We start from the raw sequence: 26,907 nt of genomic DNA, 5'->3' as shown, positions 1-26,907 counted from the left end.
ACGCCGTGGCTTCTCGGTTCAAGCCGCGCCGTCTCTGGATACTGGATTGCCCGCCTTCGCGGGCAATGACGCCGAATTTGGAATAGCAGCCTACTTCCCCGCAAATTCCGTCGGCGTCCGCCCCGTCACCTGCCGGAACGCTGCCGAGAACGCCGGCACGCTGGCATAGCCCAGCTGCGTCGCAAGCTGCTTCACCGACACGTTCGCATCCGTCGATAGTCGCTGGATCGCCGCCGCAATCCTTGCGCGCTGGCACCAGCTCTTGAAGCTCAGCTGCGTTTCCGTGGAGAACAGCCGCGACAGCGTGCGCGCGGAGGTTCCGACCGCGCGCGCCAGCGTGTCGATGTCGTGCAGGCCGGTAGGATCGTCGAGCACGATCATCGCGGCGCGGCGGCAGCGCACTTCGCGCGGCAGCGGCACGAAGGTCGTGGAATCCTCGGCCTGGTGCAATTCCAGCATCACGAGACGAACCAGCAGCTCGGTCCGCGCCTCGGTATTGCCCGCATCGAACAGCGCCAGGATCGCCTGGTGCAGCAGCGGCGACACCCGGACCACGAACTCCTTGGTCAGTCCCTCATATTGCTGCTCGCGCTTCAGCCAGGGCAGATCGAAATACAGCGTGCGCATCTCGATGTCGGCGAGCAGGTCGATAGCGTGCTCGAGCCCGGCGGGCACCCAGACCGCGCGGTCCGGCGGCACCAGCCAGCGCCCTCCGGGTGTCGTCACCTGCATGGTGCCCTTGGCGGCATAGATCAGCTGCGCCTCGCGGTGCAAGTGCGGGTCGATCCGCAACCCCTTGGGATAGTCGCGCGCGACCAGGTGCACGCCCGCGGTCGAGCGGTGGTTGCCCCGGACCTCCCGGAGGATTGGCGTTTCGACGACAGTCATTGGCAGCATCCCGTCATGCCCAGGACATATAACTCATTTCGGAGCAGGAGAGGATTCGTATGAACAGCCCCAGCCGGGTCATCAGTTTCGTCAATGCCGGCCATTTCATCGACCATTATTCGATGCTGATCTTTGCCGCCGCCGTTATCATCATGGGGCCGGCGCTCGGCATGGCCTATTCGGAACTCTTGCCTTACGCGACGCCGGGCTTCGTCGCCTTCGGCGCGGGCTCGCTGCTCACCGGCTGGCTCGGGGACCGCTGGAGTCGCCGCCACATGATGCTGATCTTCTTCGTCGGCATCGGCGCCTCCATGATCGCGGTCGGCTTCGTGCAGACCCCGGCGCAGCTCGGCGCGGCGCTGCTCGCGATCGGCATGTTTGCCTCGATCTATCATCCCGTCGGCACCGCGATGATCGTGTCCTATGCTGACAAGCTCGGCCGCGAGATGGGGCTCAACGGCGTCTGGGGCAATCTCGGCGTCGCCTCCTCGGCGCTGGTCACCGGCGTGATCGGCCAATATCTCGGCTGGCGGTTTGCTTTCATCGTTCCCGGCATCGTCACCATCCTGATCGGCATCGCGTTTGCGCTGACGGTCGTCCACGAGGACCGCAAGGGCTCCAAGCAGGCAGCGGCGCAGGCGCGCGTCGCCAAGCAGGACATGTGGCGCGTGGTGTTGTCGCTGCTGATCGTCGTGGTCGCGATCTCGACGACCTTCAACGCCGTCACCGTGGCGCTGCCGAAACTGTTCGCCGAGCGGCTCGCGGACCTGACCAAGAGCCCGGCGCTGCTCGGTGTCATCGCGGCCGGTGTCTACGTGTTCGGCGCGATGACGCAGTACACGATCGGGCGGCTACTCGACCGTTACTCGCTGAAGACGGTGGCGCTGCCGCTATCCTTCATGCTGGCGCCGTTCCTGTATCTGGCCGCAAGCCTGTCCAATCTGCCGCTGATCGTGGTTTCGATCGGCATCGTCATGGGCGCGTTCGGGCAGGTCACGGTGAACGATGCCATGGTCGGCAAATACACCACGGAAGAGTGGCGCTCGCGCGCCTATGCCGTGCGCTATTTCGTCGGCTTTACCGCGGCCGGTGCCTCGGTCGGCCTGGTCGCCTGGCTCTACGAGCAGGGCGGCTTCGTCACCATGCTGCACGCCTTCGCCGCCCTCTGCCTGCTCGCGATCGCCGCCGCATTGATCCTGCCGCGCGAGATCCGGGCGCCTCAGGCGGCGTGAAGCGCCATCGTGAGGTGCACTGCTCACGCCACACCGTCATTGCGAGCGCAGCGAAGCAATCCAGAATCTTCCGTGGAGGGACTCTGGATTGCTTCGTCGCAAGAGCTCCTCGCAATGACAGAGAACAGTCGCAATGATGGGGGATGTGGGATGTGGCGGCACGGCCTGCCGATGATGCCATTCTGCCGGTGTTTTGCCCGACGTGTCAAACCGCCGGAAAACCTCAACGCCAACAACGCTGTTCTACTGTGCATGGGGTTGTTTTCGCATTTTTTGTTGAAGCACCCCCAAGGCCCGGCAGCGCAAAGCCGGAACTCCCTCCGCCTCCCGCGGGTTCTATTCCTGTTGCGCCGGCGCTTCGCCGGGCAGATGAAGGGGGAATGACACCCGCATGCAGTGGAGCCTGCTCCGACCGGTCGGCCTTGTCCCCGCGGCGCTTGTCCTCACCACCATTGCGGCGAGTGCTGAGGGCGGCAAATCGGCCGGCCCGTCCGAATTCCTCCTGGTGGCGCAGATCGTCTTGCTGATCGGGGTCGGCCGCGGTCTCGGCGAGATCATGCAGCGCATCGGCCAGCCCTCGGTGATGGGCGAACTGCTCGCCGGCATCATCCTGGGGCCGTCGCTGTTCGGCTGGATCTGGCCCGAGGCGCAGCACGCGATCTTCCCGAAGACGCCCGAGCAGAAGGCGATGATCGACGGCATCGCCCAGTTCGGCATTCTGCTGCTGCTGCTGCTGACCGGCATGGAGACCGACCTCAAGCTGGTCCGGAGGGTCGGCAGGGCGGCGATCGCGATCTCGATTGCCGGCATCCTCGTGCCCTTCGCCTTCGGCTTTGCGCTCGGCGAGTTCCTGCCGGATGCGCTGCTGCCCGATCCGCACGCGCGCCTCGTGGCCTCGCTGTTCATGGGCACGGCACTGTCGATCTCCTCGGTCAAGATCGTCGCCGTGGTCGTGCGCGAGATGAACTTCATGCGCCGCAATGTCGGGCAGATCATCGTCGCGACCGCCGTCATCGACGACACCATCGGCTGGATCATCATCGCCGTCATCTTCAGCCTGGCCTCGCACGGCACGCTCGATATCGCCTCCGTGGCCAAGGCCATGCTGGGAACGTTCGCCTTCCTGGCCGTCAGCTTCACCATCGGCCGCCGCCTGGTGTTCCAGCTGATCCGCTGGGCCAACGACAATCTCGTCAGCGCGGCGGCCGTCATCACGGTGATCCTGCTGCTAATGAGCGTCATGGCAATGATCACGCATCTGATCGGCGTCCACACCGTGCTAGGTGCCTTCGTCGCCGGCATCCTGGTCGGGGAGTCCCCGATCCTGACCCGGCAGATCGACGAGCGCCTGCGCGGCCTGATCTCGAGCTTCTTCATGCCGGTGTTCTTCGGCCTCGCCGGGCTCAGCGCCGACCTTTCGGTGCTGCGCGATCCCAATCTCCTGATGCTCACCGGCCTGCTGGTCGTGATCGCCAGCGTCGGCAAGTTCGGCGGCGCGTTCGTCGGCGGCACCCTGGGCGGGCTGAATGCGAGGGAATCGCTGGCGCTCGCCAGCGGCATGAACGCGCGCGGCTCGACCGAGGTCATCATCGCCACCATCGGCCTCTCCATCGGCGTGCTCAGCCAGAACCTGTTCACGATGATCGTGACCATGGCGATCCTGACCACGATGGCGATGCCGCCGATGCTGCGCGCGGCGCTGGCAAAGCTGCCGGTGAACGAGGAGGAGAAGGAACGGCTGGAGCGGGAAGAATTCGAGAAGCGTGGCTTCATCGCCAATCTCGAACGTCCCTTGCTCGCGGTGGACGAGAGCGTCAACGCCACCTTCGCCGCGCATGTCGCGGGCGTGATTGCCGGCATGCGCGGCCTGCCGATCACCGTGCTGCACATCGGCGAGCGCACCAGGGAGCAGGACAAGGGCGAGGGCGAGAGCCACGAAGCCGTGGTGAAGAAGGCGGCCGCAACCGTCTCCGCCAATGGTGACGGCGAAGCCGGCAGCGTCGATGTCGTCACCCGGACCAGGCGCGCGGAGCTCGGCGAGACCATTGCCGACGAAGCGCGCAAAGGCTTTGACCTTCTCGTCGTCGGCATCGACAAGGTCGCTGCCGCCAAGGATCGCTTCGACCGCAAGATCGAGGACATCGCCGCCGAGTTCGAGGGGCCGCTCGCGATCGTGGTGGCCAAGGGCAGGCACCTGAAGCAGCCGGTGCCCGACGCGCTCAACATCCTCGTTCCGGTCTCCGGCAGCGGCGTCTCCAAGCGCGGCGCCGAGGTCGCGGTGGCGCTGGCGCAGGCCGGCTCAGGCTCGCTACGGGTGATCTATGTGACGACGACGCGCGACAAGGGCGCGCAGCGCGGCACCTCTCGCGGACTGAGCCAGGAGACGGGCATCCTCAAGGACACCAGCGATCTCGCCGCCCGTTACGACGTCGACATCACCACGACGCTACGCGTGAACCGCGCGCCGGAGACGGCGATCCTGCGCGAGATCGATACCACCGACGTCGACCTCGTGGTCATGGGCGTCGACCGGATCCAGGCCGAGCATCTCTCCTTCGGCAGCGTCGCCGCCGCTGTGTTGAGGCAGTCGAAGGTGTCCGTGCTGCTGGTCTCGAGCGGCGAGGCGCGACAGGCACCGGCGGAAAAGGCGTAGAAGACGGTGCGCTCCCTCTCCCGCTTGCGGGAGAGGGTTGGGGAGAGGGTGTCTCCACATTGGGACACTTCCCCAGAGGAGAGAGCCCTCACCCGGCGCTACGTGCCGACCTCTCCCGCAAGCGGGAGAGGTTACACCGAGAACGCCGCGCCGCTGATCGTACCGACACTCTCAGGTCTTCACCTCCGCGACCACCTTCGCCTTCGGCGCTTTCTTCGACGCGCGCCAATTCTCGAAGCGCTGCACCACCACGAAGAAGGCCGGCACGAACAGCACTGCGAGGCAGGTCGAGGCCAGCATGCCCGAGAACACGGTGATGCCGATCGACTTTCGCGCGCTGGCGCCGGCGCCGGTGGCGAGCACCAGGGGCACCACGCCGAGGATGAAGGCGAACGAAGTCATGAGGATCGGACGGAAGCGGGCGCGCGCCGCCTCGATTGCGGAATCCAGGAGCGGCTTGCCGTCGCGGCCGTGCAGCTCCAGTCCGACCTCGACGATCAGGATCGCGTTCTTGGCCGACAGCGCAATGAGCAGGATCAAGCCGATCTGGCAGTAGAGGTTGTTGTCGATCTTGAGGCCGCTGAGGATCAGCATCGGCCCGAGCAGCGACAGCGGCACCGCGAGGATCACCGAGATCGGCGCGTACCAGCTCTCATACTGGCCGGCGAGCACGAGATAGACCAGCAGCATGGCGAGGCCGAACACCCAGTAGATCTGGTTGGAAACCGCCTTCTCCTGGTAGGACATCGCGGTCCATTCATAGCCGGTGCCCGGCGGCAGCGTCTTGTCTGCGATCTCTTCCATCAGCTTCAGCGACTGGCCGGAGGAATAACCCTGCGCCGGCAGGCCGATGACGGTCGACGATGGATAGAGGTTGTAGAGGCTGATCAGCGACGGGCCGGTGGCCGGCGTGATCTTGGCGACGGTGCCGATCGGGATCATGTCGCCGTTCGAGTTGCGGACCTGCATGTTGGCGATGTCGCGCTCGGTGACGCGGAAGGCCGGATCAGCCTGGGTGTAGACCTGGAACACGCGGCCGAACTTGTTGAACTGGTTGACGTAGGATGAGCCCAGATAGGTCGACAGGGCCGAGAACACCTGATCGGTGGTGACGTGCAGCGTCTGGGTCTTGACGCGATCGATCTCGACGTTGAATTGCGGCACTGACGAGCGGAACGAGGATTGCACGCGTTGCAGCGCGCTCTGGCTCTGGCCGTTACTGACCATCGCCCCGGTGATGGCCTGCAGCTTGGCGAAATCGCTGTTGCCGTCGCGCAGCTCGACCTGCATCGAAAATCCCGCGGCGTTGCCGATGCCCTGGATCGGCGGCGGCGGTAGCACGATGGTGCGCGCCTCCATGATGGTCGCGAGTTTGTCGTTGAGCCCGTACACCAGCGAGCGCAGATCCTCGCCGGGCCCTTTGCGGGCTTCCCAGTCCTTCAGGATGATGTAGGCGACGCCTGCATTGGCAAGGCTGGCGCTGTTGTCGAGCGCGGAGATGCCGGCGATGGTGATGACCTGCTGGACGCCTGGAGTGTCCTTGATCAACTCGCTCGCTCTGTCGAGCACCGTCTGGGTTCGCTCCAGCGCGGCGCCGTCGGGCAGCTGCACGGCAGCGATCAGATAGCCCTGGTCCTCGATCGGCAGGAAACCGGTCGGCACCCGCGATAGGCCGTAGCCGCCGATCCCGATCAGGACCAGCGCCACCGCGACCGAGACGGTGGCGTGCCGGACCAGGAAGCCGATCAGGCGGGTGTAACCGCGCTCGAGCCGGTTATAGACGGCGTTGAAGCCGCGGTAGAAGAAATTGCGCTGCTCCGGCGGCACCGCCGGCCGCAGCCAGAGCGCACACTGCGTCGGTTTCAAGGTCGCCGCGTTGATGGCGGAGAGAAGCGCGGTCGCGGCGATTACCAGCGCGAATTGCGAATAGATGCGCCCGGTCAGTCCTGCGAGGAACGAGGCCGGCAAGAACACCGAGATCAGCACCAGGGTGATGCCGACGATCGGCGCGAACAGCTGGTCCATCGCCCTGATCGCGGCGTCGTGCCCATTCATGCCCTGCTCGATATTGTGAGCGGCGCCCTCGACCACGACGATGGCGTCGTCGACCACGATGCCGATCGCCAGCACGATCGCGAACAGCGTCGACATGTTGATGGTGAAGCCAAGCGCCGCCATCGCGGCGAAGGCGCCGATGATGGTCACCGGCACGGTAGTCGCCGGCACCAGCATGGCGCGCCAGTCCTGCAGGAACACCAGGATCACGACCAGCACCAACAGGCCGGCCTCGATCAGCGTCATGTAGACCTCGTGCACCGAGGCCTCCACGAACTTGGTGGTGTCGAACGGCGTGTCGTATTTGATGCCTTCGGGGAAGTGCTTGGCGAGTTCCGCCATCTTCTTCTCGACCGCCTGCTCGACCTGGAGCGCATTGGCGCCGGGCGACTGGAATACGCCGATGCCGGTCGCGGGCTGCTTGTTGAGCGAGAATATCTGGCTATAGGTCTGCGCGCCGAGCTCGACCCAGCCGACGTCGCGCACGCGCGTGACGTCGCCGCTGGTGCCCGATTTGACGATGATGTTCTCGAACTGGCTGGTGTCGTCGAGCCGTCCGTTGACGTTGAGCGTGTACTGAAACGCCTGGCCCGGCGGCGTCGGTGGCGCACCGACCTGGCCGGCGGAGACCTGCTGGCTCTGCTGCTGGATCGCGTTGATGACGTCCTGCGGCACCAGGCCACGGACTTGCAGCTTGTTGGGATCGAGCCAGACCCGCATCGAATACTGGCCGGCGCCGAACACCGTGACGTTGCCGACGCCGGGCAGGCGCGAGAGCTCGTCGCGGATGTTGATGGTGGCGTAGTTGCTCAGATACAGGCTGTCGTACTTCGCGTCGGGCGAGGTCAGCGTCACGAACAAGAGGATCGAGGTCGACCGCTTCTGCACGGTGACGCCCTGGTTCTGCACCGCCTGCGGTAATTGCGCCAGCGCGCTGGAGACGCGGTTCTGCACCAGCACCTGCGCGAAATTGAGGTCGGTGCCGATCTTGAAGGTCACGGTCAGCGTATAGGTGCCGTCGGAGCCGCTGTAGGACTGCATGTAGAGCATGTCTTCGACGCCGTTGACCTGCTGCTCGATCGGCAGCGCCACGGTGTCGATCACGGTCTTGGCGCTGGCGCCGGGATAGCGCGTGGTGACCTGCACGGTCGGCGGCACCACATCGGGATATTGCGCGATCGCGAGATTGAACAGCGCGACGCCGCCGATCAGGATCATCAGGAGCGCGATGACGTTCGAGAGGACCGGCCGCTCGATGAAGAATTTTGAAATCATGGCCGGCGCTCCTACTTGGCAGAGGCCTGCGGCTGCTCGATCTTCGTCACTTGCGGGTCGATCTTCTGGCCCGGGATCACCCGCAGCAGTCCCGCAATCACCACGCGGTCGTCCGGCTTCAGACCGCTCTCGATCACGCGCAAGCCGTTGTCGACGGGGCCGATCTGCACCTTGCGCTGCTCGACGACGTTGTCGCCGTTGACCACCAGCAGGTAGCGGCCGCCCTGGTCGCTGCCGAGTGCGGTGTCGGGGACGAGCAGGGCGCTCTTCTCCTGGTCGAAGGGCACGCGGACGCGGACGAAGTAGCCGGGCAGCAGCACCCGCTTGTCGTTGGGCACGACGCCGCGCACCGCGAGCGTGCCCGTCGATGTATTGAGGGTCGGCGAGACGTAGTCGAGGTGGCCTTCATGCGGATAGCCGGTCTCGGTCTGGAGGCCCACCTGGACCGGCAACTGTTTGAGGTCGGCGACGGTCAGGCCGCGGCGGGCCGCTTCGGCGCGAATGCGAAGGACGTCCTGCTCGTTGACGGTGAAGTTCACCCAGATCGGGTCGAGGGCGACGATGGTCGCGAGCTGGGTCGGGGAGGAGACGCCGACGAGCTCGCCGACCGAGACCAGGTGCGCGCTGACGATGCCGTCGAACGGCGCCGTCACCTTGGTATAGCTGTAATTGACCTCGGCGAGCCTGGTGTTGACCTGGGCCTGCTGCAGACTGGCCTGCGCGTTGTCGCGGGTGGATGTCGACGTGTCGAGGGTGGATTGCGAGACCGCCTGGCGCTGCACGAGCTCGACCTGGCGCTTGTAATCGGCTTCGGCCTGCTTGACGGTGGCCTGCGCGCCGACCTCCGCGGCCTTCGCCTGCTCGACCTTGAGCTTGTAGGTCTCCGGCTCGATGGTGAAGAGCTGGGTGCCCTGCTTGACGAAGCTGCCGTCCTGATAGTCGATCGATTGCAGAAAACCTTGCACGCGCGCGACGAGATCGACGCTCTTGATCGGCGCGGTGTTGCCGGTGGCTTCGACATAGCGCGTCACGGCGCGCTGCACCGGCTTTGCCACGTCCACCTTGGGCGGCGGCGGCGCCACGAAGGTGTTCTTGTCCTCGCAGCCGGCAAGCGCGATCACGGCGATTGCCGTTACCAAGGCTCGCCCGACATGTCTCCACGCTTCCTTACATCGTGCCGGAGATGCGGGATTCGCGCGTGTCATTCGGTGGCCCCCGGGTTGCTGTCTGTCGGTGCGGCAGGCTACCAACAAATGCCCGTCCGTGGAACACCATAGCCATGGCAGTCAGCGGCCTTGCACTGCAAACGGCGGCGTGGCCTTTGACAGGTTTGTCATGACAAATGGCTTTTCACTGAGCGCACGATCGACCAGAATTGTGTCAAAGGCCATGTGACCGACGTTCTGCATTCAGAAGAAGAAAAGGTGAGGAGACCATGACATGCCCACGTCGCTCCAGTCGGCCCTTGCCAGCCTCGTTCTCGCAGCGGCGGTCGCCATGCCCGCGCTAGCTGATGGCCTGAAGGACGAGATCGCACCGACCGGCAAGCTGCGGGTTGCGATCGCGATCAGCCCGGCGGGCGGTGCGTTCTGGTCGACCAAGACCGAGGCCGGCTATGCCGGCGTTCCCGTCGATCTCGGCAAGGAGTTGGCGGCGCAACTCGGCGTGCCCGTCGAATATGTCGTGCATCAGAATTCCGGCCAGATCACCGACGCCGCCTCGAAAGGCACATGGGACGTCACCTGGCTTCCCAAGGATCCCGAGCGCGAGACCAAGATGATGTTCGGCCCGATCTACGAGGTCGCCGACGCCACCTATATCGTCAAACCCGGTTCGAACATCGCCAACTTTGCCACGCTCGACCAGGCGGGCGTCAAGGTCGCGGCCGTCAATGCCACCACCACCATGCGCGGCGCCATCGCGCATCTGAAGAACGCGAAGGTCACGGGCTATCAGACCTATGACGAGATCTTCGGCCTGCTGAAGAGCGGCGAGATCGATGCCTTCGCGCTGTCGCGCGACCAGCTCAACAAGATGGCGCAGAAGATTCCGGGGACAAAGGTGCTCAACGAGACCTTCAAGAAGACCGTGACCGCTGTCGCCGTCCCGCCCGGCCACAGCCAGGCATTGGCGTTGGTCACCAAATTCATGACGGAGGCCACCACGAACGGCACGCTGCGCAAGGCCTATGACAACAACGGCCTGAAGGATTCGCCGATCCGGACGGAATAGCATGACCCACGTTGCGGCGCGCCGATCTGTCAGCGCCCCCTGATCTCCGCGTACTTCGCCATCGCGCGCTCGAACTTCCGATTGAACAGCCACATCGCGGCAAGGATCTCGCGGAAGCTTGCGGAGGCTCGCGCCCGGTCGGCCTGTCCGAAAGCAAAGATGCTGTTGTTGCGCAGGTGCTTCATGATCGTGGGGCTCGACACCCTGTAGTTCAGGAGATCGCCCGACTTGAGCGCGGATCTGGTCGGGGTGGGCACGATCTGGATCAGCTCGAATAGCTTCATCTGGTCGATCGGGTCGGGCAGCGTCTTCACGATTCCCGGGATCTCCCGGAACAGATCGGCATGCGCGTTCATCAGGCCGTCGCGCACGTTGGTCCAGTGATTGAAGCGGTGATCGGAGCCGCGGGCGCGCGCCTCCTCCTTGTCGTCGCGCGCGCTCAGTTCGGGATCGAGCGCTGCGACCGCGCTCTTGATGGCTTCCCATTTCCTGCGGCCGTTGCGGTCCTCGGACGGGCCGGTCTGGAAGCTGCCCATATAGGTGTTCGAGCGTCCGTTGCGAACATTCTGCTTGCCGTTGGTTTCTGCAAAGAACAGCCCGAGGCTGATGCGCCCCGCAGCCTGCGCGTGGCCAGGTGCAAGTCCCTTGGCACGCGCGATCGCCGTGGCGAGATCGACGACGTCCTTGAACGGCGTCGGCGAGTTCTGCGCATTGGCGGGCGGCGCCTCCATGATGTCGAACAGTTTCGAATATTCGTCGATCAAAGGTTCGATGTCGGCGTCGAAATAGGCCGGAGGAATCTCGAACTTATTGGGCTTTCCGATTCTAGCGGGAATGGCGTCAGTGAGATCCTTGTAGGTGCTGATGACGGCGACGCGCGCCAGATACAGCGCCTGTCCCGGCAGGTTCGGCAGCGGCTGCTTCGCCTCGATCTGGCGCCGCCGCTCGGCCAGGACCGACTTGAAGTCGGCGAGCGCCCGCTCGTAGGCGGCGAGCGCCTCGGATTGTTTCGCCGTGAGCGTGCCCTGCTGTCCGACGGCCGGTGCCGTCAAGAGGGCGAGCGCCGTCAAGGCAGCGGCAACAAGATATCTCGGTCCCATGCGGTTCCCCGGCAGCTGTCGAATCGTCGCCACGGAACGTAAGCATCAGACGCGGAGGCTGGCGAGATACAATCTCTCCTCTCCTGAGCCGACGGCTGCCCTCTCCACCTATAGCGCGCGCTTCGAACTTTCCGGGGCGAGCAGGATGCCGATGAAGGCGCAGGCCGCGATCGCCTCGAAGTAGAGGATCACAGGGGTGAAGCTGCCGCTCGATCCCATCAGGGCGGTGCCGACCAGGGGCGCGATGCCGCCGCCCAGGATGATGCCGAGCTGCTTGCCGAGCGAGGAGCCGCTGACGCGAACCTCTGTCGGAAACTGCTCCGCCGTGAAGGCTGCTTCCGGCGCAAACATCATGGCGTGAATGATTCCGATCGAGACGACCAGGCCCATGACGAGCAGTGTCGGGTCCTTGGTCGCGACGAGCTGGAAGTAGATCGGGTACCACGCCGCCGCCAGCAGGATGCCGAGCGCGATGAACGGGCGGCGGCCCAAGCGATCCGAATAGGCCGCGATCAGCGGCACCATGCACATTTCCAGCACGTTGGCGACCATCGTCCCGAAGGTGACGCTGGACTGCGCCATGCCGAGCGACTTGACGGCATAGCCGAGCACGAAGACCGTGCTCATGTACTGGAACGTGCTGTGCGCCATATTGGCGAGGCAGCCGAACAGCACCGATTTCTTCCACGACCGCGCCACGTCGAGCAGCGGTGCCCTCTGCCGCGCGGCTGAGGCCTGGACCGCCTTGAAAAGGGTCGACTCGTCGACCTGGAGGCGGATGTAGGTGCCGAGCACCACCAGAACGAGGCTGAGCACGAAGGGCACGCGCCAGACCCATTGCGCAAAATCCTGCGGGGTCGAGACGAAACCGAGCAAGGCGATGAAGCCGGAGGCCAGGATCACGCCGATCGGACCGGACGCGTTGACAAAGGAGGCGAAGAATCCGCGTCTTGCTGACGGCGCATTCTCCAGCGTCAGCGACACCGCGTTCATGTATTCGCCGCCGAAGGCAAACCCCTGCACGAAGCGCAAGGCGACCAGCGCGATCGGCGCCAGGAGCCCGATCGAATCGTAGCTCGGCAGGCAGCCGATCAGGAAGCTCGCGACACCCATCAGCACGAAGGTGATCGTCAGCATCGCCTTGCGGCCGAGCTGATCGCCGTAATGGCCGAACACCATGCCGCCGAGCGGGCGGGCGACGAAGCCGACTGCAAACGTCGCGTAGACCGCCAGCATGCTCGCCGTCGAATCCATCTTCGGAAAGAAGAAGCGGTCGAACACGATGGGGGCGGTGAAGGCGTAGATGAAGAAATCGTAGTGTTCGATCACCGATCCGAGCGAGGATGCGATCACGAGCTTACGGAACGCCGGCGTGATTGGTGCCGCCTCGGCGCGACTGGTCGCCCCGGTTATGACCTCGGCAGTGTTGCTCATACGTTTCCCCTCTCTGCTTTTGCTTATGTCGTCTCTAGGCGCGCCGGCCTGGCGGCGGAACGAGGCAGGCCTCGCCGCCGCCCAGGATGCAAAGACTTGTCAAATGGCGCTCACCGCGCCTCGTCGACGACCGGATTGCGCAGGATTGCGAGCTTCTCGACCTCGACCTCGACGACGTCGCCGGGCTTCATCCAGAGCGGCGGGGTGCGCTTGGCGCCGACACCGCCGGGCGTGCCGCTGACGATGACGTCGCCGGGCTCGAGCCGGGTGAAGGTCGAGCAATATTCGATCTGGCGCGGGATATCGAAGATCATGTGCTTGATCTGCGCTTCCTGCACGACCTGCCCGTTGAGACGTGTGATGAGCTTGAGCTCGCCAAGCTCGCCGAGCTCGTCCGGCGTCATCATCCACGGGCCGAACGCGCCGGTATCGGGAAAATTCTTGCCCGGCGTGAACTGGTGGGTGTGGCGCTGGAAATCGCGGATGCTGCCGTCGTTGTAGCAGGAGTAGCCGGCAACGTGACCCATCGCTTCGCTGCGGGAGATGTATCGTCCGCCCTTGCCGATGATGACCGCGAGCTCGCCCTCGAAGTCGAGATGGGTCGAGACGCGCGGCCGGATGATGGGCTTCAGATGCCCGGTCTGACTGTTGGAATAGCGCGAGAAGATGGTGGGGTGCTCGACCTCGGGGCGGCCGGTTTCCTTCCGGTGCGTCTCGTAGTTCAGGCCGACGCACAGGATCTTGTCCGGGTTCGGAACGACCGGCAGCCAGCTGAGCCCCGCAAGCGGCGTGGCGTCCGCCTTGGGCTTCGCGTCCGCGACGCCTGCGAGCGCACCGGCGATGGCGGCCCTCAGATCGGCATAGCGGGTGGCGAGCACGGCGCCGACATCGAGGAAATTGTCGCCCTCGACGAGGCCCCAGGTCGTCCGTCCGTCGATCGCAGCGGTCGCGAGTTTCATGCTGTCTTCTCCATTTTGAAATCCGGATCGGGATGGCCGTGCAGGCGCGAAGTGACCTCGTGCAAGAGACTGCCGAGCTCGGCCGCGTTGCGCGCCGCCCCGAACACGTAATGATCGGGCCGTACGATCGCGGCCACGACGCCGTGGCGGTCGAACCAGCCGGCCAGTACGCCGTCGGTCTCTTCGAGCACGCCGGATGCATCGGCGCCGGCAGGCGCGATTGTCGTCGCGATCAACTGCCGATGCGCGGCGCAGAGCGCCATTAGGGAGGGGGCCTCGCTGCGGCGGCCGTCGATGAGCACGCGTAAGCGGGGTCCGGTGATCTTATCGAGCAGGCAAGGCGCGCCATCGTGCAGGACCTGAGGCTGCGGAAACAGGCTGCCGCGCGCGGCTCCATCCTGATCGGCCAGGAAGCCCGTGCGGAGCGGCGGGATGATCTCCTGCCGCGTGATTTCGAGCGGCTTGCCGCCGCCTGCAATCAGGATCTGCGCATCGCGGCGTCGCGCGGCGGCCGGATCACGCTCGCAGATCGACTGGCCGATCGCCTTGATCTTTCCGGTCAGCTCGATCACGTGCTGCTTGCGCTCGGCCGTGTAGCTGTCGAGCAGGATGTCGGGCGAGACGCCCCTCAGCACGGAATCGAGCTTCCAGACGAGATTGGTCGCATCGCGCAGGCCCTGGCACATGCCCTGGCCGATGAAGGGTGGCTGTTGATGCGCGGCATCGCCGGCGATGATGATGCGATCGTTGCGCCAATCAGCGGCAACGAGGGCGTGGAAACGATAGGATGCCGCGCGCCACAATTCGCCATCCTCCGGCGCGAGCCACGGTGCGAGCAGCTTCCATACATTTTCCGGCCGCGCCGTCTGCCTGGGGTCTTCGCCCGGCAGCAGCATGATCTCCCAGCGGCGATGGTTGTTAGGGCCGATCAGGAAGCTGACGGGGCGCGTCGGATTGCAGAACTGCGCGGAGTTCTGCGGCAGCTTTGCGAGCGCGGCCTGATTGACCCGGACGTCGACCACGAGCCAGGGCTCATCGAAGATCAGGTCTTCGAGCACGATGCCGGCGATCTGTCGCACCGTGCTCGAGGCACCATCGCAGCCGAGGACGTAACGCGCCGTCACCGTCCGCGATTGTCCTGCCGCATCCTTCAACGTCGCCCCGACGCGGTCTGTCCGTTGCACGAGATCGATCAGCTCGACGCCGAGCTCGGCACGGACACAAGAAAAGCTCAAGGCGTGACGGCGCAGCTCGGCCTCGACCGGCGGCTGGCTGAACACCATGCTGGGCGTGTAGCCGAGCGGGTAGGGCTTTTCGATCATGTGGACGCGCCGGATCAATTGACCGTCGACGCCAAAATGCTCGGAGGCGGTGAAGGGCTCGACATGGGGCGCGATCGCATCGGCCAATCCCATATTGTCGAAGTGACGAAAGATCTCGTGATCGAGCGCGATCGCACGTGGCTTGTCGTAGATGTCGGTGAGGCGATCGACGACCAGCGTGCGATGGCCGAGACGGCCGAGCAGCCCGGCCGCGACGGCGCCGGTCGGTCCGAAGCCGACGACGAGCACATCGTAATCCGCGGTGGCGGCGGACATCATCATGCGCGGCGATCCCTATCGAAGAGCACGGAGAGTTGCGCGGTCTTGCAGGCCTCGCTCTTGGGCGGCGCAATGCCCCATTGGTCGGTGCGTCCCGGCGGCCAGACCCATTCCTCGGGCCCCTTCGCGCGATAGCTGTCGTCGACCTGGAGGACTTCGGCGGTGTATTCGATGACGACCCCGTCCGGATCGATGAAATAGGCGAACACGTTGTCGCCGGGCCCGTGCCGGCCGACTCCCCAGCCGATCGGAAAGCCGTGATCAATCATGCGGCCGGAGCCGCGCATCACCGACTCCAGATCCGGCATCAAGAAGGCGACGTGGTTGAGACCGTTGCTTGGTGCTTCCGCGAGCACGACGGCGTGGTGATCGCTGTTGCAGCACAGGAATGCCATCAGCTTCGAGCGGTCGGTCAGGCGAAAGCCGAGCACCTGCTGGTAGAACGTCGAGAGCTTTTCGATGTCGGCGCTGTTGATGTTGACGTGGGCGAGCCGCTCGGGGCGATCAGCCACGATGCGCGCCGTCTTGGTGCGATCGCCGTGGACGAACTCCATGCAGCAGCCCTGCGGCTCGCGGATCACGAAGTGCGTGCCGCCCGATGGCGCGTGCGATGGCCCGGGCGGCGTGATGATCTCGCAATCCGCCTCGCGTGCGCGCGCGAACAGGCGGTCGAGATCGTCGCGCGAGCGGACGCGAAAAGTGACTTTGCAGAGCGCAGTCCGCTCGCCCTGCGAGAGCTCGAGAACGTGGAAATCCGCGCCCGTCGCGGCGAGATAGACCGTGCCCTCGGCTTCGGCTGCGACATCGAGGCCCCAGACCTTCGTATAGAAGTCGGCGGAGACGCCAAGGCGCGGCGTCGCAATCTCGACGCTGCGCAACGCGACCACCGGAAAATCGGACATCGGGCTTCCTCGTCAAGGCAGAGGGCCGCACCCGAATAGCCGCGGATCGCCCACCAAGCCGGTTGTTGTTGGCGAACGAGTAATCTATATAAATCTATCCATAAAGGCAAAATTTATAAATTATTTGGCGCTAGCCGCCTGATGTACAAAAAATCTCGATGAATCAGTGGGACGCCATGAGCTCAGACCTGTCGAGCCCGAAGACCGACGCGCCGGCGACGCTGGCGACGAGCATCTATGCCCGCCTCAAGGCCGACATCCTGACCACGCGCCTTGCGCCCGGACGCAAGCTCCAGTCGCGCTTTCTGATGGAGCACTACAATGTCGGGCAGACCCCGCTCCGGGAGGCGCTCAACCGTCTCACCACCGAGGAGTTCGTCGTCGGCATGGAGCAGCGCGGCTTCTACGTGAAGCCGGTCAGCAAGGACGAGCTCCGGGAATTGACCAAGACGCGCTGCTGGGTCGAAGGGCTGGCCTTGCGCGAATCCATGCAGAACGCGACGCAAGAATGGGAGGAGGCGCTTCTGGTGACGCATCACCGCCTCGACCGCACGCCGCGTTCGCTCGATCCGGAAAGGTTCGCGGACAATCCCGAGTGGGAAAAGGCGCACCGCGCGTTTCACGCGACGCTGATTGGCCTGTGCGGCTCGCGCCCGCTGCTCGGCTTCTGCGAGCAGCTTACCGACCGGCTCTACCGCTATCGCATGATGTCGATCGCGAAGGCCTACCCGGTCCGGAAGATCGGGACCGAGCATGCACAGATCCTCCAGGCCGTGCTCGACCGGAAGACCGACGATGCCGTCGCGCTGCTGCAGCAGCACTATCAGCGCACGGCGGATGTTATCGATTCGGATCTCGAGACGGTGCTGCCGAAGTCCGACACGCCTTACGCCGCGCGATAGTCCGGCGCCGTGGCCAAGAATTTGGCATAGGCATCCGCATCCGGCGGCGAGAAGCGCCCGGCGAGCCCGCCGCGCTTCTGGTTCTTCGCGCCGATATCGGCCATCAGCTCGTCGAAATGGCGGTAGTGATACGGCGCGACGCACAGGCCGCCATAGACGCCCGCGGCCGGCCGTTCGACGCGCTTGAAGTGCAGCATCATCTCGATGTTGTCGCGCATGGCTTGCGCCGTCGGTTGGTTGGCGAGCTGGCCATCGGCATAGCGCACCAGCCAGTTCGCGGCGAGATCGGCGCAGAGCACGGTGCAGAACGATGAATTGAAGCCGACGAAGCCGAGCTCGGGCAGATCAGGGTTGGCGATCAGGCGATAGAGCCGGTACTGCCCATCGGCATCGACCAGCTTCTGCTGGTAGGCCGCGGGCAGGAACGGCACGCCGAGCTTGTAGCCGATCGCGAGCACCGCGATGTCGGCACCGATGCGCTCGCCGCCGCTCATCACGATGCTGTCGCCGTCATAATGATCGAACGTGCCGAACACGGCCTTGATGCGGCCGTCGGCGACCATGGGATAGAAGCCCGGCGTTGCGATCGGCACCGAGCAGTTGACGCCGTCCTCGATCCGCTCCTTCGGGACCATGTTGCACCGGTTGAGCTTGAGCTGCGCCTTCAACAGGCTCTCCAGCCCGCGCCAGTTCGCCCAGACCAGCGGCGCGGCGAGGCGGTGCGCGAGCCGGGCCATCGTGCTGATGCCCCAGCCCGGAAACATCTCCTCCTGCGCGCGGATGTAGAGGATGCGCTTGAAGTTCACGAGCCCGCCGATGAAATAGGGGATGCGCCAGACCGGCTCGCGCATCACGATGGTGACCTCGCGCGCGCCTGCCTTGACTGCGTTCACGGCGATATCGGTCGCGGATTTCGAGCCGCCGAGCACGACGACGCGCCGCCCTTTTGCCAGGGCGGCATCATTGTATTTCGACGAATGCAGGATTTGGCCGCCGTTTGCCACAAAGCCGTCCTCGCCCGGGCAATGCAGCTCGCGCGGTTCGTTGAACTGACCGGTGCAGACCGCGACGAAATCGAAGTCTTCCTGCGACGTCGCACCGTCCTTGCCGCGCAGCCCCAGCGCCCAGCCCGGTTTGCCGTCGGCGCGCCGCGCCATCCCGGCGATCTCGGTGTTGAGGCGCAGCATGCGGTCGAGGCCAAAACTCTTCGCGTAGTCGGCGAGATAGGCGTGGACCTGCGGCCCGGTCGGCCATTCCGGATAGGCGTCCGGCATGGCGCGGTCGGTGTAGCGGTAGAGCTCCTTCGGGCTCTGGGTCTGCACTTCGGGATAGGAGCGCGCCGGCTCCCAGACGCCGCCGAGATCGCCGCTGCGCTCGATGATGGTGACGCGGTGACCGCGGATGGAGAACGCTTTTGCGGCGGCAAGGCCGGAGACGCCGGCGCCGATCACGCAGACATGCTTCGGAGTGATCATGGGTTTGCTCGCAATCAGTGTGTTTCGCGCGCAAGCGGCCACGTTCGGCTGCAAGGCGCGGCCGGCGGAGCTGCAAGCAGATGAAAGTGACGAGGAGGCGGGCTGCCTAGTCGTTCGCCTCTGGCGGCAGGAAGTCGACCTCGTGCAGCGCCGAGATGCGTACGACTTCGGCAGGGTCGGTCAGGTTGTGCAGCTGGTTGAACAGCGCCTCCAGCTTCTGCATCGGCGAGACCCAGAACAGCGCGCGGCACGGCTTGTCGGACTTGTTGAAATAGCCGTGCGGGATGCCGCGCGGCATGCGCACGAGGTCGCCGGCATGGGCCTTGACCCATTGGCCGTCGAGCTTGAGGTCGAGCGTGCCCTCCTGCACCAGGATGAACTCGTCCTGGGTCAGATGGATGTGCACCGGCACGAACTGGCCGGGATCGCTGTTGGTCTCGAACGCGAAGGTGGAGTCGGTCACGGCCTTGGGGAAATAGACCTGGCCCAGAATGTTCCAGCTCTTGCCGCCATAGCCCGTGCCGTTTGCAGTAATGCCCTTTTCGAGTGCAGTCATGCTCGCCTCCTCATGGATTCCGGCGGGGATGGAGCATCGGCCAGTCGTGGCCCGCCTGTCTATCCGCTAAACGAATCCGCAACGGCTGTTGCCATGCAGCACGACGATTTTGTGGATGCGGCCCTTTTCGCTGTCACGGAACTATTATAGGCTTAAAGTAATTCCGTGACGCGAAGCGTGGTCGACGATGTCCGCAGCCGTGCTGGAAATGAGCGCGAGACCAACCGCAGCCGAACGGCTTGCGGATTTCGCCCGCGTCACCACTGACGACGTCGACGAAGCAGCCGAGCAGATCGGACGCATCTTCTGTCCGCACGATCTCAAGCCGACGCGTGCGCGCGCCGCCGGCTTCTCCGCCCGGCACAATTGCGCGGCATTCGCAGGCTTTTCCATCAACTATGTCGCCTATGGCGGATCGGTCAGCATCGATCCCGGCTGCCTCGAACGCTTCTTCCTGGTCCAAGTCCCGCTCACGGGCACCGCCCGCATTCGTGCCGGCGCCTGCGAGCTCGATGCGGTGCCGGACCGGACGGCGTCACTGCTGTCGCCGACGATCCCGACGCGCATGACCTGGGCCGACTGCGCGCAAGCGATCCTGCTGCTCGATCGTCGCATGGTCGAGCAGCGCGTCGCGGCGCTGTCGGGCAGGGCGGCCGGCACGGTCGAGTTCGATCCTGTGATCGACCTGGACGCGCCGTCGGGGCGGGCGTTGCGGGCCAGCCTTGCCGAGCTGATGACGCTTGCCGAACGTCTCGGTCCCGCCGGCAGGCTGTCACCGGTCGCGATGGCCGATTGGCGCGAGGTTCTGCTGGATCACCTCCTGAATGGCCAGCGGCATGACCTGTCGGATGCGATCAGGACGTTTTCGGGCCGGGCCGAGCGTCTGCCGCGCGCGCTCCGCGCCGCGCGGGATCATCTTGCGGACAATGCCGGCGAACCGCTCGACCTCGCGCAGCTCGCCTGCGCCTCCGGCATCGGCATTCGCGCGCTCCAGCTCGGCTTCCGCCGTCACTTCGGCCTCTCGATCTCGCAGATGCTGCTCGATATGCGCCTCGCCGGTCTGAACGCCCGCCTCGCGCAGGCTTCGCCCGATGCCTCCATCACCGAGATCGCTTTCGATCTCGGCTTCACCCATCTCGGCCGCATGGCGGGGGCCTACCGCGAAAAATTCGGCGAGACGCCCTCGGCGACGTTGCGGCGAAGGATGAGCTGAAGCGAGACGCCTATCTCCGCGGCCGCGTCGTGCCTTTGTCTTCGGCCGCCTGCCTGCGCAGAAAAGCCTCGACGTCAGCCTGCACGGAGTAGGGCGTCGGGATCGCATCGCCGGCGGAATCGACTGCGGTGTCGAGACAGCGGCGCAGCATGCGTGCGAGTTCGGCCTTGCGATAGGGCTTTCTCAGCAGCGGCGCGCCCATCGTGGCGCGTCCCTGCGTGTGCAGCGAATCATAGGCATATCCGGATGTGAACAGCACCCGCAGGGACGGCCGCGCGGCCACCATTTGCTCGGCGAGCTCCCGTCCGTTCATGCCGCCGGCCATCACGATGTCGGTAAAGAGCAGGTCGAACGCGGTGCCTTCGGCCGAAACGGCCAGCGCTTCGGCCGCATTGGCGGCGGAGATGACCTTGTAGCCGAGGCTCTCGAGCTGGACGGTGACGTAGCGGCGGACGTCGCGGTCGTCCTCGACGCAAAGGACGGTTTCCTTACCCCCGACGATCTTGCGGTCGTCATAGCCGGTCGGGCGAAGCGCGCTCGTCTCCGCCTTCGGCAGGTAGATCGTGAAAACCGTGCCGCTTCCTTCTTCGGACGCGACCTTGATGCCGCCGCCGGACTGCTTGACGAAGCCGAACACCATGCTGAGCCCGAGTCCCGTACCCTTGCCGACCTCCTTGGTCGAGAAGAACGGATCGAAGATGCGTTCGAGGATGGCTTGCGGAATGCCGGTGCCGGTATCGGCAATCTCGATCTCGACATAGTCGCCGGCATAGCCGGCGCCGACCGCCACCGCTTCGCGGACGCCAAACACGACGTTGCGCGTCGTCAGCGTCAGCTTGCCGTCGTCCAGCATGGCATCGCGGGCGTTGATCGCGAGGTTGAGCAGCGCCGAGCTCAGTTGGCCGCGGTCGGCGTAGGCGAGCCAGACGTTGCCGCCAAGCCTGGTCACGATCTCGACCTTCTTGTCGAAGGTCGCCAGCAGCAGCTTTGCCAGCTCCTCGATCAGCTCGTTGACGTCGATCTCGGCCGGCTGAAGGGCTTGCTTGCGCGCAAAGGACAGCAGGCTCGACGTCAGCGCGGCGCCGCGGTCGGCGGCCTCGCTGATCAGCTTGGTGATGGTCGCAAGCGGAGGGTTGTCCTTGACGGCGTCGGCGAGGATCTCGATCGTGCCGGTGATCACGGTGAGCATGTTGTTGAATTCGTGCGCGATGCCGCCGGTGAGCTGGCCGACCGCCTCCATCTTCTGGGCCTGGATCAATTGCTCCTCGGCAGCGCGCTTCTGGGTGATGTCCCTGACGAAGGTGTTGATGATGGAGCGCTCTCCTACCCGTAACACCGTGCTGGACGCCTCGGTCAGGATGCGGTCGCCGTTCCTGTGGATCAGGCTGACCTCGAAGCGCATGCCGCTTGGTGCGGCCGACAATTCCGGAACGAGTCGCGCCATGCGCTGCCTGAAGGCGGCGCGGAGCGGCTCGGCGACGATGAGATCGACGACATCAGCGCCGAGAGCCTCCTCGCGCGCCCATCCGGTCAGGGCCTCGGCCTGAAGGCTCCACTCCAGCACGACACCGCTGTCGTCGATCTGAATGAAGGCATCGAGTGCGGTCCTGATGACGGCTTGCGTCATCTGCGCACTGTCGCTGCGTGCTTGCGACAGTGCGGCCGATTGCGCGGCGGCGCGTTTTGCCTCTGATGTCTCGATGGCCCGCGTGCAGAGCCGCGCGAGCAGCGCTGCAACGGCGGCGCTCACCAGCAGGGCAATGATTTGGGCCGTGCCGAACCCTGCGCTGCCAGTCACGGCATCGGAGGCGAGAAGGGCCGCAGCGGTCACGATGACCTGGGCGGCCATCGCAAGTGTCAGAAGCCCCCTGAGTTTCATGGTCTCACACCAAAGACGCCAACCGCGGACCGCCCGGCCGCTCCGTCCGGCTTGATGTGAGCTACAGACTCCGCGTGGCTCCGTCGAGGGGCAATTTACGGTGGTAGCGGGCGGCGGGGCCCCCTCAGGAGAGGGAGTACCGTATCATCCCGCCGGCGGATCGGTCTGGCGCAGCGTCGTCACCCAGATCACGCGCGCCACCTGCTGGGTCGGGTTGTCGAACATGTGCGGCACGATGCTCGGAAAGCGAAAGCTGTCGCCGGCCTCCAGCACATGAGCCTGGTTGTCGAGCCACAGCCGCAGGCTGCCCGAGAGGATGTAGCCGGCCTTCTCGCCAGTGTGTTGCAGGAAGTCGGTGCCGGACGAGGCGCCGGGATTGAGCGTGAGCTCGTAGAGCTCGAGCTGGCCCTTGCCGTCAGGCGTGAGCGCTTCCTTGACCACGCCGCTGGCGGTGAGCCGCAGCAGCCGCCGGTTATTCTTGCGCACGATGTAGCGCTGCACGTCGGCGGGATCGCTGCTCTCGAAGAAATAGGAGATGGGAACGTCGAGCGCGATGCTGAGCAGGCGCAGCGTACGGATCGACGGCATGGCACGCGCGCGTTCGAGCTGGCTGATCATGCCGGTGGAGAGGCCGGTCTTGTTGGCGACGTCTTGGATCGAGAGGCCGGCGCGCTGACGCAGCAGCCGCACGGTCTCGCCGAGGCGCTGGTCGACCGCATCGTCGGCCTCGATCGCCGGGGCGTCCTTCGGATCCTTCGTATCGCCGCGACCATCCATGTCGCTCTCCCATGCATCATCTCAGCCTCGGCCCACTAGGCCCTGGCTTTAGTCGGAGTGAAAAGGTCGCGCATTCTAGCAATGCGATTGACAGCTGTATTTAGTCGTGATGAAATTTTGGCTGAAAAATTTAGAAGCACTAAAGCCCACTCCTGTCCCTTCGCCGGGGTCTCGGGGCGCGGGGGACGGTGCCGCGTGCGACAACGGAGAGTGGCCATGGCAGACGGCACCGGCAAGTTCGGCGTTGGAGCAGTGCATCTCGGCATTCCGAATCGCCGCCAGTTCTTCCAGCTTGGGGCCGGCGCCGCGGCAGGATGGACCCTTGCAGGCAACGCCTTCGCGCAGGTCGAACGCCCGACCAATCCGCCGGACAAGCCGCGCGGGCAGGTGATCGCAGCGCTGTCGCAGGAGCCGACCGTCTTTCATCCCTTGATGCCCGGCATCGAGGTCGATCAGGGCGTCTGGTGGCAGGTGTTCTCTCTGCTCTGGTTCATCGATCCCGCCGGCAATTTCGTTCCCGACCTCGCACGCGAAGTCCCGACCATCGAGAATGGCGGTCTGTCGGCCGACGGTCTGACCTGGAAGATCAAGCTGCGCAGCGACGTGAAGTGGCATGACGGCACGCCGTTCACGGCCGATGACGTCAAGTTCTCGCTCGAGCTGATCAACAATCCCGATTTTCGCGCCCGCAGCCGCGTCGGCCATAGCCTGGTCAAGGACATCAAGGTCGTCGCGCCCGACGAGATCCACTGGCGAATGGAAGCGCCTTATTCGCCCTACATGTCGATCCTGGGATCGCTGACCTTCATCGTGCCCAAGCACATCCTGGAGAAGGTCTCCGATCCGAACGCCTCACCATTCCACAATGCGCCTGTCGGCACCGGGCCGTTCCGCTGGGGCGAGCGCGTGCCCGGCGACCACATCCTGCTCAATGCCCACACCGGCTATCACGGCAAGGGACCGTACGTCGAACGCGTGGTCTTCAAATACATTCCTGATCTCACCGTTCTCTACACCCAGTTCCGCACCGGCCAGGTCGACTACACCGGCCTGCAGGGTATCTTGCCGAATTTCGTGCAGGAGGCGAAGACGCTGAAGGGGCGCAAGATCGTCGTCTCCTCGACGTCCTCTGTGGAGCACATCGCGCCCAATCTGGAGTTCAGTCCCTTTGCCGACCGCGCGGTGCGCGAGGCGCTCTATCTCGCCATCAACAAGCAAGCGATCATCGATGCGCTCAATTACGGATTGCCCAAGCAGACCGAGAGCTTCGTGCCGCAGCAGGCCTGGTCGTTCCAACAGGGACTGCCGCAGCATAAATATGATCCGGCCAAGGCCAACGCGCTGCTCGATGCCGCCGGATGGGTTCGCGGCTCCGGAGGCATTCGCGAGAAGGGCGGCGTCAAGCTCGAATTCGCCAACTCCACGACGTCAGGCAACGCGGTGCGCGAGCAGACCCAGCAGCTTCTGATCCAGGACTGGCGTGCGATCGGCGCTGCGATGCGCGTCAACAACATGCCGGCGGCCGTGATCTGGGGCGACTTCTGGCAGCAGTCGAAGTTCAACTCGGTGATCGTGGGCGTGAATTTCATGTTGGGCAGCGACCCCGACGTGACGCCGCGCTTCGGCTCGGGCTCCATTCCCGCCAAAGGCGGCCGCGGCTACAACACCTATCAGTACCAGAGCGCGGAGGCCGATCGGCTGCTCGCCGAAGGCGCCAAGCAGTTCGATCTGTCACAGCGCAAGGCGACCTATGGCGAGCTGCAGAAGCTGATCCGTAACGATCTCGCCATCCTGCCGCTGTTTCAGGGGTTCATTGCCGAGGGCGTCAAGGAGGGGCTGCAAGGCTTCCGTCCCAACATCAACACCTCCATCAACTGCTGGAACATCCGCGAATGGTACTGGGCCTGATCTATCAGGTGTGCAGGGCAGCCTGAGATGGCCCGTTACGTCGTCAACCGCCTGGCCCAGGCGATCATGCTGCTGGTGATCGTCTCGGGAATCGGCTTTTCCATCCTGCACCTGGCGCCCGGCGGTCCGCTCTCGCAATTCGCGGCCTCCGCGCAGATGACGCAGGAGGATCTCGACCGCGTCACCAGGCAGCTCGGGCTCGATCGCCCGCTGCCGATCCAGTACCTCGACTGGTTCGGCCGCATGGTGCGCGGCGATTGGGGCCGCTCCTATCGCGACGGCGAGGCGGTGCTGTCGGTGATCTCTTCGCATCTCGGCGCAACCCTCGAATTGATGGCGACGGCGACGATCATCGCCGTGCTGCTCGGCTGCTGGATCGGCGTGCTGGGTGCGCTGCGCCGCTATTCGCTGTTCGACACGCTCGCAACCGTCGGCGCCATGATCGCACTGTCGATCCCGACCTTCTGGTTCGGGCTCGTCACCATCTATGTCTTCTCGGTGAAGCTCGGCTGGCTGCCGGCCGGCAACCGCGAGACCGTCGGCGATGGCTCATTCCTCGACCTGGTGCATCACCTGATCGCGCCGGCGATGGTGCTGGCGCTGGTGGAGACCGCCATGTGGGGCCGCTTCATGCGTTCCTCCATGCTGGAAGTCATCAACCAGGATTACATCCGCACCGCCCGCGCCAAGGGCATGCCGGAATGGCGGATCCTCACCGTGCACGCGCTGCGGAACGCGCTGCTGCCGATGATCACGGTGGCCGGTCTGCAGTTTCCGACGCTGCTCGGCGGCGCGCTGGTGGCCGAAACCGTCTTCACCTGGCCCGGCATGGGCCGGCTGTTCCTCGATTCCATCGGCTATCGTGACTATCCCGTGGTGATGGGCATCTTGATGTTCTCGGCGACCATGGTGCTGATCGGCTCGTTGCTCGCCGACATCTTCTATGCCGTCGTCGATCCGCGCATCCGGGTGGGCTAGGCGATGGCGACCGCGATCCTTTCCACAGTTCAGCCCGCCCCCGGCCAGGCCGCCTGGCGGCGCTTCCGCCGGCACCGGCTGGCACTCGCGGGCGCCGTGATCATTCTGGTGCTCGTGCTCGGCTCGGCGTTTGGTCCTTATCTGTTGCCGTTCGACGACACCTATATCGACATCATGAAGCGGTTCGCGCCGCCGCTGTCGGGTGCGCATATCCTCGGTACCGACGAACTCGGCCGCGACGTGCTCGCGCGCTTGATGATGGGCGGCCGCGTCTCGCTCTCGATCGGCATCGTCGCGATGGTGATCGCGATGGCGGTCGGCATCGTCGTCGGCGCCTTCGCCGGCTTCTACGGCGGCGTGGCCGGCGCGGTGCTGATGCGGCTCGTCGACGCCGTGCTGTGCTTCCCGACCATCTTCCTGCTGCTTGCGCTGGCGGCGCTCACCGAGCCTGGTCTCATCACCACCACCGTGCTGATTGCGGCAACTGCATGGATGGCTGTTGCCCGCGTCGTCGAGGCGCAGGTGCGATCGCTGCGGGAGCGCGAGTTTGCGGTCGCCGCGCTCGCCTTCGGCTCCTCGAACCTGCGGATCATGTTCCGCGAGCTCGTGCCCAACGCGATCGCGCCGATCGTGGTCGCGGCGACGCTGAACGTCGCCAAGGCGATCCTGCTCGAATCCTATGTCAGCTATCTCGGCTACGGCATCCAGCCGCCGGCTGCGAGCTGGGGCAACATGCTCAACAACGCCCAGATCTATCTCACCAGCGCGCCCTGGCTCGCGATCGCGCCGGGCGTCGCCATCACGCTGGCGGTCACCAGCTTCAACTTCCTCGGTGACGGCCTGCGCGATGCGCTCGATCCGCGAATGAACATCCCATGACGAGCCCAG

20 protein-coding genes are annotated in these 26,907 nt (G+C 65.0%); 8 read left to right on the top strand and 12 right to left on the bottom strand.

Annotated elements, in window-relative coordinates; translation table 11 throughout:
- Positions 1 to 90: 90 nt before the first annotated feature.
- Complete coding sequence (locus tag ACNJX8_RS34935; RefSeq protein ID WP_249757856.1) at positions 91 to 888, bottom strand: AraC family transcriptional regulator; 798 nt, start codon at positions 886 to 888, stop codon at positions 91 to 93.
- A 59-nt stretch (positions 889 to 947) separates the two neighbouring features.
- Between ACNJX8_RS34935 and ACNJX8_RS34930 the strand changes: the two genes are divergently transcribed.
- Both ACNJX8_RS34930 and ACNJX8_RS34925 read left to right on the top strand, forming a co-directional pair.
- A complete protein-coding gene (locus tag ACNJX8_RS34930; protein WP_128936135.1) occupies positions 948 to 2,120 on the top strand; it encodes an MFS transporter in 1,173 nt (390 codons plus the stop codon).
- 391 nt (positions 2,121 to 2,511) lie between these two features.
- Positions 2,512 to 4,773 carry a cation:proton antiporter domain-containing protein gene (locus tag ACNJX8_RS34925; protein WP_439358389.1) on the top strand — a complete coding sequence of 754 codons (2,262 nt, stop codon included), beginning with the start codon at positions 2,512 to 2,514 and terminating at the stop codon, positions 4,771 to 4,773.
- Positions 4,774 to 4,944: 171 nt separating this feature from the next.
- Here the strand turns inward: ACNJX8_RS34925 and ACNJX8_RS34920 are convergent, their stop codons facing one another.
- Both ACNJX8_RS34920 and ACNJX8_RS34915 read right to left on the bottom strand, forming a co-directional pair.
- Entirely contained in the window at positions 4,945 to 8,103 is a 3,159-nt protein-coding gene (locus ACNJX8_RS34920) for an efflux RND transporter permease subunit (protein WP_128937856.1), read from the bottom strand.
- Positions 8,104 to 8,114: 11 nt separating this feature from the next.
- Positions 8,115 to 9,308 (bottom strand): efflux RND transporter periplasmic adaptor subunit, encoded by a 1,194-nt coding sequence (locus tag ACNJX8_RS34915; RefSeq protein ID WP_439358388.1) that lies wholly within the window; start codon positions 9,306 to 9,308, stop codon positions 8,115 to 8,117.
- A 235-nt stretch (positions 9,309 to 9,543) separates the two neighbouring features.
- Here ACNJX8_RS34915 and ACNJX8_RS34910 point away from each other — a divergent pair, with 235 nt between their 5' ends.
- On the top strand, positions 9,544 to 10,335 hold the full coding sequence (locus ACNJX8_RS34910; RefSeq protein WP_439358387.1) for an ABC transporter substrate-binding protein: 792 nt from the start codon (positions 9,544 to 9,546) through the stop codon (positions 10,333 to 10,335).
- Between the two features lie 29 nt (positions 10,336 to 10,364).
- Here the strand turns inward: ACNJX8_RS34910 and ACNJX8_RS34905 are convergent, their stop codons facing one another.
- The 5 genes from ACNJX8_RS34905 to ACNJX8_RS34885 all read right to left on the bottom strand — a co-directional run bounded on the left by ACNJX8_RS34905 (position 10,365) and on the right by ACNJX8_RS34885 (position 16,331).
- Positions 10,365 to 11,435 carry a hypothetical protein gene (locus ACNJX8_RS34905; protein WP_439358386.1) on the bottom strand — a complete coding sequence of 357 codons (1,071 nt, stop codon included), beginning with the start codon at positions 11,433 to 11,435 and terminating at the stop codon, positions 10,365 to 10,367.
- Between the two features lie 108 nt (positions 11,436 to 11,543).
- On the bottom strand, positions 11,544 to 12,869 hold the full coding sequence (locus ACNJX8_RS34900; RefSeq protein WP_439358385.1) for an MFS transporter: 1,326 nt from the start codon (positions 12,867 to 12,869) through the stop codon (positions 11,544 to 11,546).
- Positions 12,870 to 12,979: 110 nt separating this feature from the next.
- Positions 12,980 to 13,828 (bottom strand): fumarylacetoacetate hydrolase family protein, encoded by an 849-nt coding sequence (locus tag ACNJX8_RS34895; protein WP_439358384.1) that lies wholly within the window; start codon positions 13,826 to 13,828, stop codon positions 12,980 to 12,982.
- On the bottom strand, positions 13,825 to 15,429 hold the full coding sequence (locus ACNJX8_RS34890) for a bifunctional 3-(3-hydroxy-phenyl)propionate/3-hydroxycinnamic acid hydroxylase (RefSeq protein WP_439362021.1): 1,605 nt from the start codon (positions 15,427 to 15,429) through the stop codon (positions 13,825 to 13,827). The genes ACNJX8_RS34895 and ACNJX8_RS34890 overlap by 4 nt, the downstream gene beginning before the upstream one ends.
- On the bottom strand, positions 15,429 to 16,331 hold the full coding sequence (locus tag ACNJX8_RS34885; RefSeq protein WP_439358383.1) for a VOC family protein: 903 nt from the start codon (positions 16,329 to 16,331) through the stop codon (positions 15,429 to 15,431). The genes ACNJX8_RS34890 and ACNJX8_RS34885 overlap by 1 nt, the downstream gene beginning before the upstream one ends.
- A gap of 176 nt (positions 16,332 to 16,507) precedes the next feature.
- Between ACNJX8_RS34885 and ACNJX8_RS34880 the strand changes: the two genes are divergently transcribed.
- Positions 16,508 to 17,233 (top strand): GntR family transcriptional regulator, encoded by a 726-nt coding sequence (locus ACNJX8_RS34880; RefSeq protein WP_439362020.1) that lies wholly within the window; start codon positions 16,508 to 16,510, stop codon positions 17,231 to 17,233.
- Here ACNJX8_RS34880 and ACNJX8_RS34875 read toward each other — a convergent pair.
- On the bottom strand, positions 17,218 to 18,708 hold the full coding sequence (locus ACNJX8_RS34875; RefSeq protein WP_439358382.1) for a flavin-containing monooxygenase: 1,491 nt from the start codon (positions 18,706 to 18,708) through the stop codon (positions 17,218 to 17,220). The two genes, ACNJX8_RS34880 and ACNJX8_RS34875, sit on opposite strands and share 16 nt — an antisense overlap.
- 106 nt (positions 18,709 to 18,814) lie before the next feature.
- Positions 18,815 to 19,264 (bottom strand): cupin domain-containing protein, encoded by a 450-nt coding sequence (locus ACNJX8_RS34870; RefSeq protein ID WP_439358381.1) that lies wholly within the window; start codon positions 19,262 to 19,264, stop codon positions 18,815 to 18,817.
- A 187-nt stretch (positions 19,265 to 19,451) separates the two neighbouring features.
- On the opposite strand from ACNJX8_RS34870, the gene ACNJX8_RS34865 reads away from it, so the two are divergent.
- Positions 19,452 to 20,477, top strand: coding sequence for an AraC family transcriptional regulator (locus tag ACNJX8_RS34865; protein ID WP_439358380.1), 1,026 nt, complete (start codon positions 19,452 to 19,454; stop codon positions 20,475 to 20,477).
- Positions 20,478 to 20,487: 10 nt separating this feature from the next.
- Here the strand turns inward: ACNJX8_RS34865 and ACNJX8_RS34860 are convergent, their stop codons facing one another.
- Positions 20,488 to 22,356: an ATP-binding protein gene (locus ACNJX8_RS34860; RefSeq protein WP_439358379.1), complete on the bottom strand. Its 1,869-nt coding sequence runs from the start codon at positions 22,354 to 22,356 to the stop codon at positions 20,488 to 20,490.
- 144 nt (positions 22,357 to 22,500) lie between these two features.
- Positions 22,501 to 23,133, bottom strand: a complete 633-nt coding sequence (locus ACNJX8_RS34855) for a cupin domain-containing protein (RefSeq protein ID WP_128937846.1) — start codon at positions 23,131 to 23,133, stop codon at positions 22,501 to 22,503.
- A 216-nt stretch (positions 23,134 to 23,349) separates the two neighbouring features.
- Between ACNJX8_RS34855 and ACNJX8_RS34850 the strand changes: the two genes are divergently transcribed.
- The 3 genes from ACNJX8_RS34850 to ACNJX8_RS34840 are packed head-to-tail and all read left to right on the top strand — an operon-like array spanning position 23,350 to position 26,898.
- Positions 23,350 to 25,041 carry a peptide ABC transporter substrate-binding protein gene (locus ACNJX8_RS34850; protein WP_128937845.1) on the top strand — a complete coding sequence of 564 codons (1,692 nt, stop codon included), beginning with the start codon at positions 23,350 to 23,352 and terminating at the stop codon, positions 25,039 to 25,041.
- 27 nt (positions 25,042 to 25,068) lie between these two features.
- Positions 25,069 to 26,019, top strand: a complete 951-nt coding sequence (locus tag ACNJX8_RS34845; protein WP_439358378.1) for an ABC transporter permease — start codon at positions 25,069 to 25,071, stop codon at positions 26,017 to 26,019.
- 3 nt (positions 26,020 to 26,022) lie between these two features.
- Positions 26,023 to 26,898, top strand: a complete 876-nt coding sequence (locus tag ACNJX8_RS34840) for an ABC transporter permease (RefSeq protein WP_439358377.1) — start codon at positions 26,023 to 26,025, stop codon at positions 26,896 to 26,898.
- Positions 26,899 to 26,907 lie beyond the last annotated feature (9 nt).

Origin of the sequence: Bradyrhizobium sp. SPXBL-04 (assembly GCF_051853035.1) — a bacterium.
Taxonomy (GTDB): domain Bacteria; phylum Pseudomonadota; class Alphaproteobacteria; order Rhizobiales; family Xanthobacteraceae; genus Bradyrhizobium; species Bradyrhizobium zhanjiangense.
The sequence above is the reverse complement of the archived record's forward strand: the minus strand, read 5'-3'. Positions and strand labels throughout refer to the sequence as shown.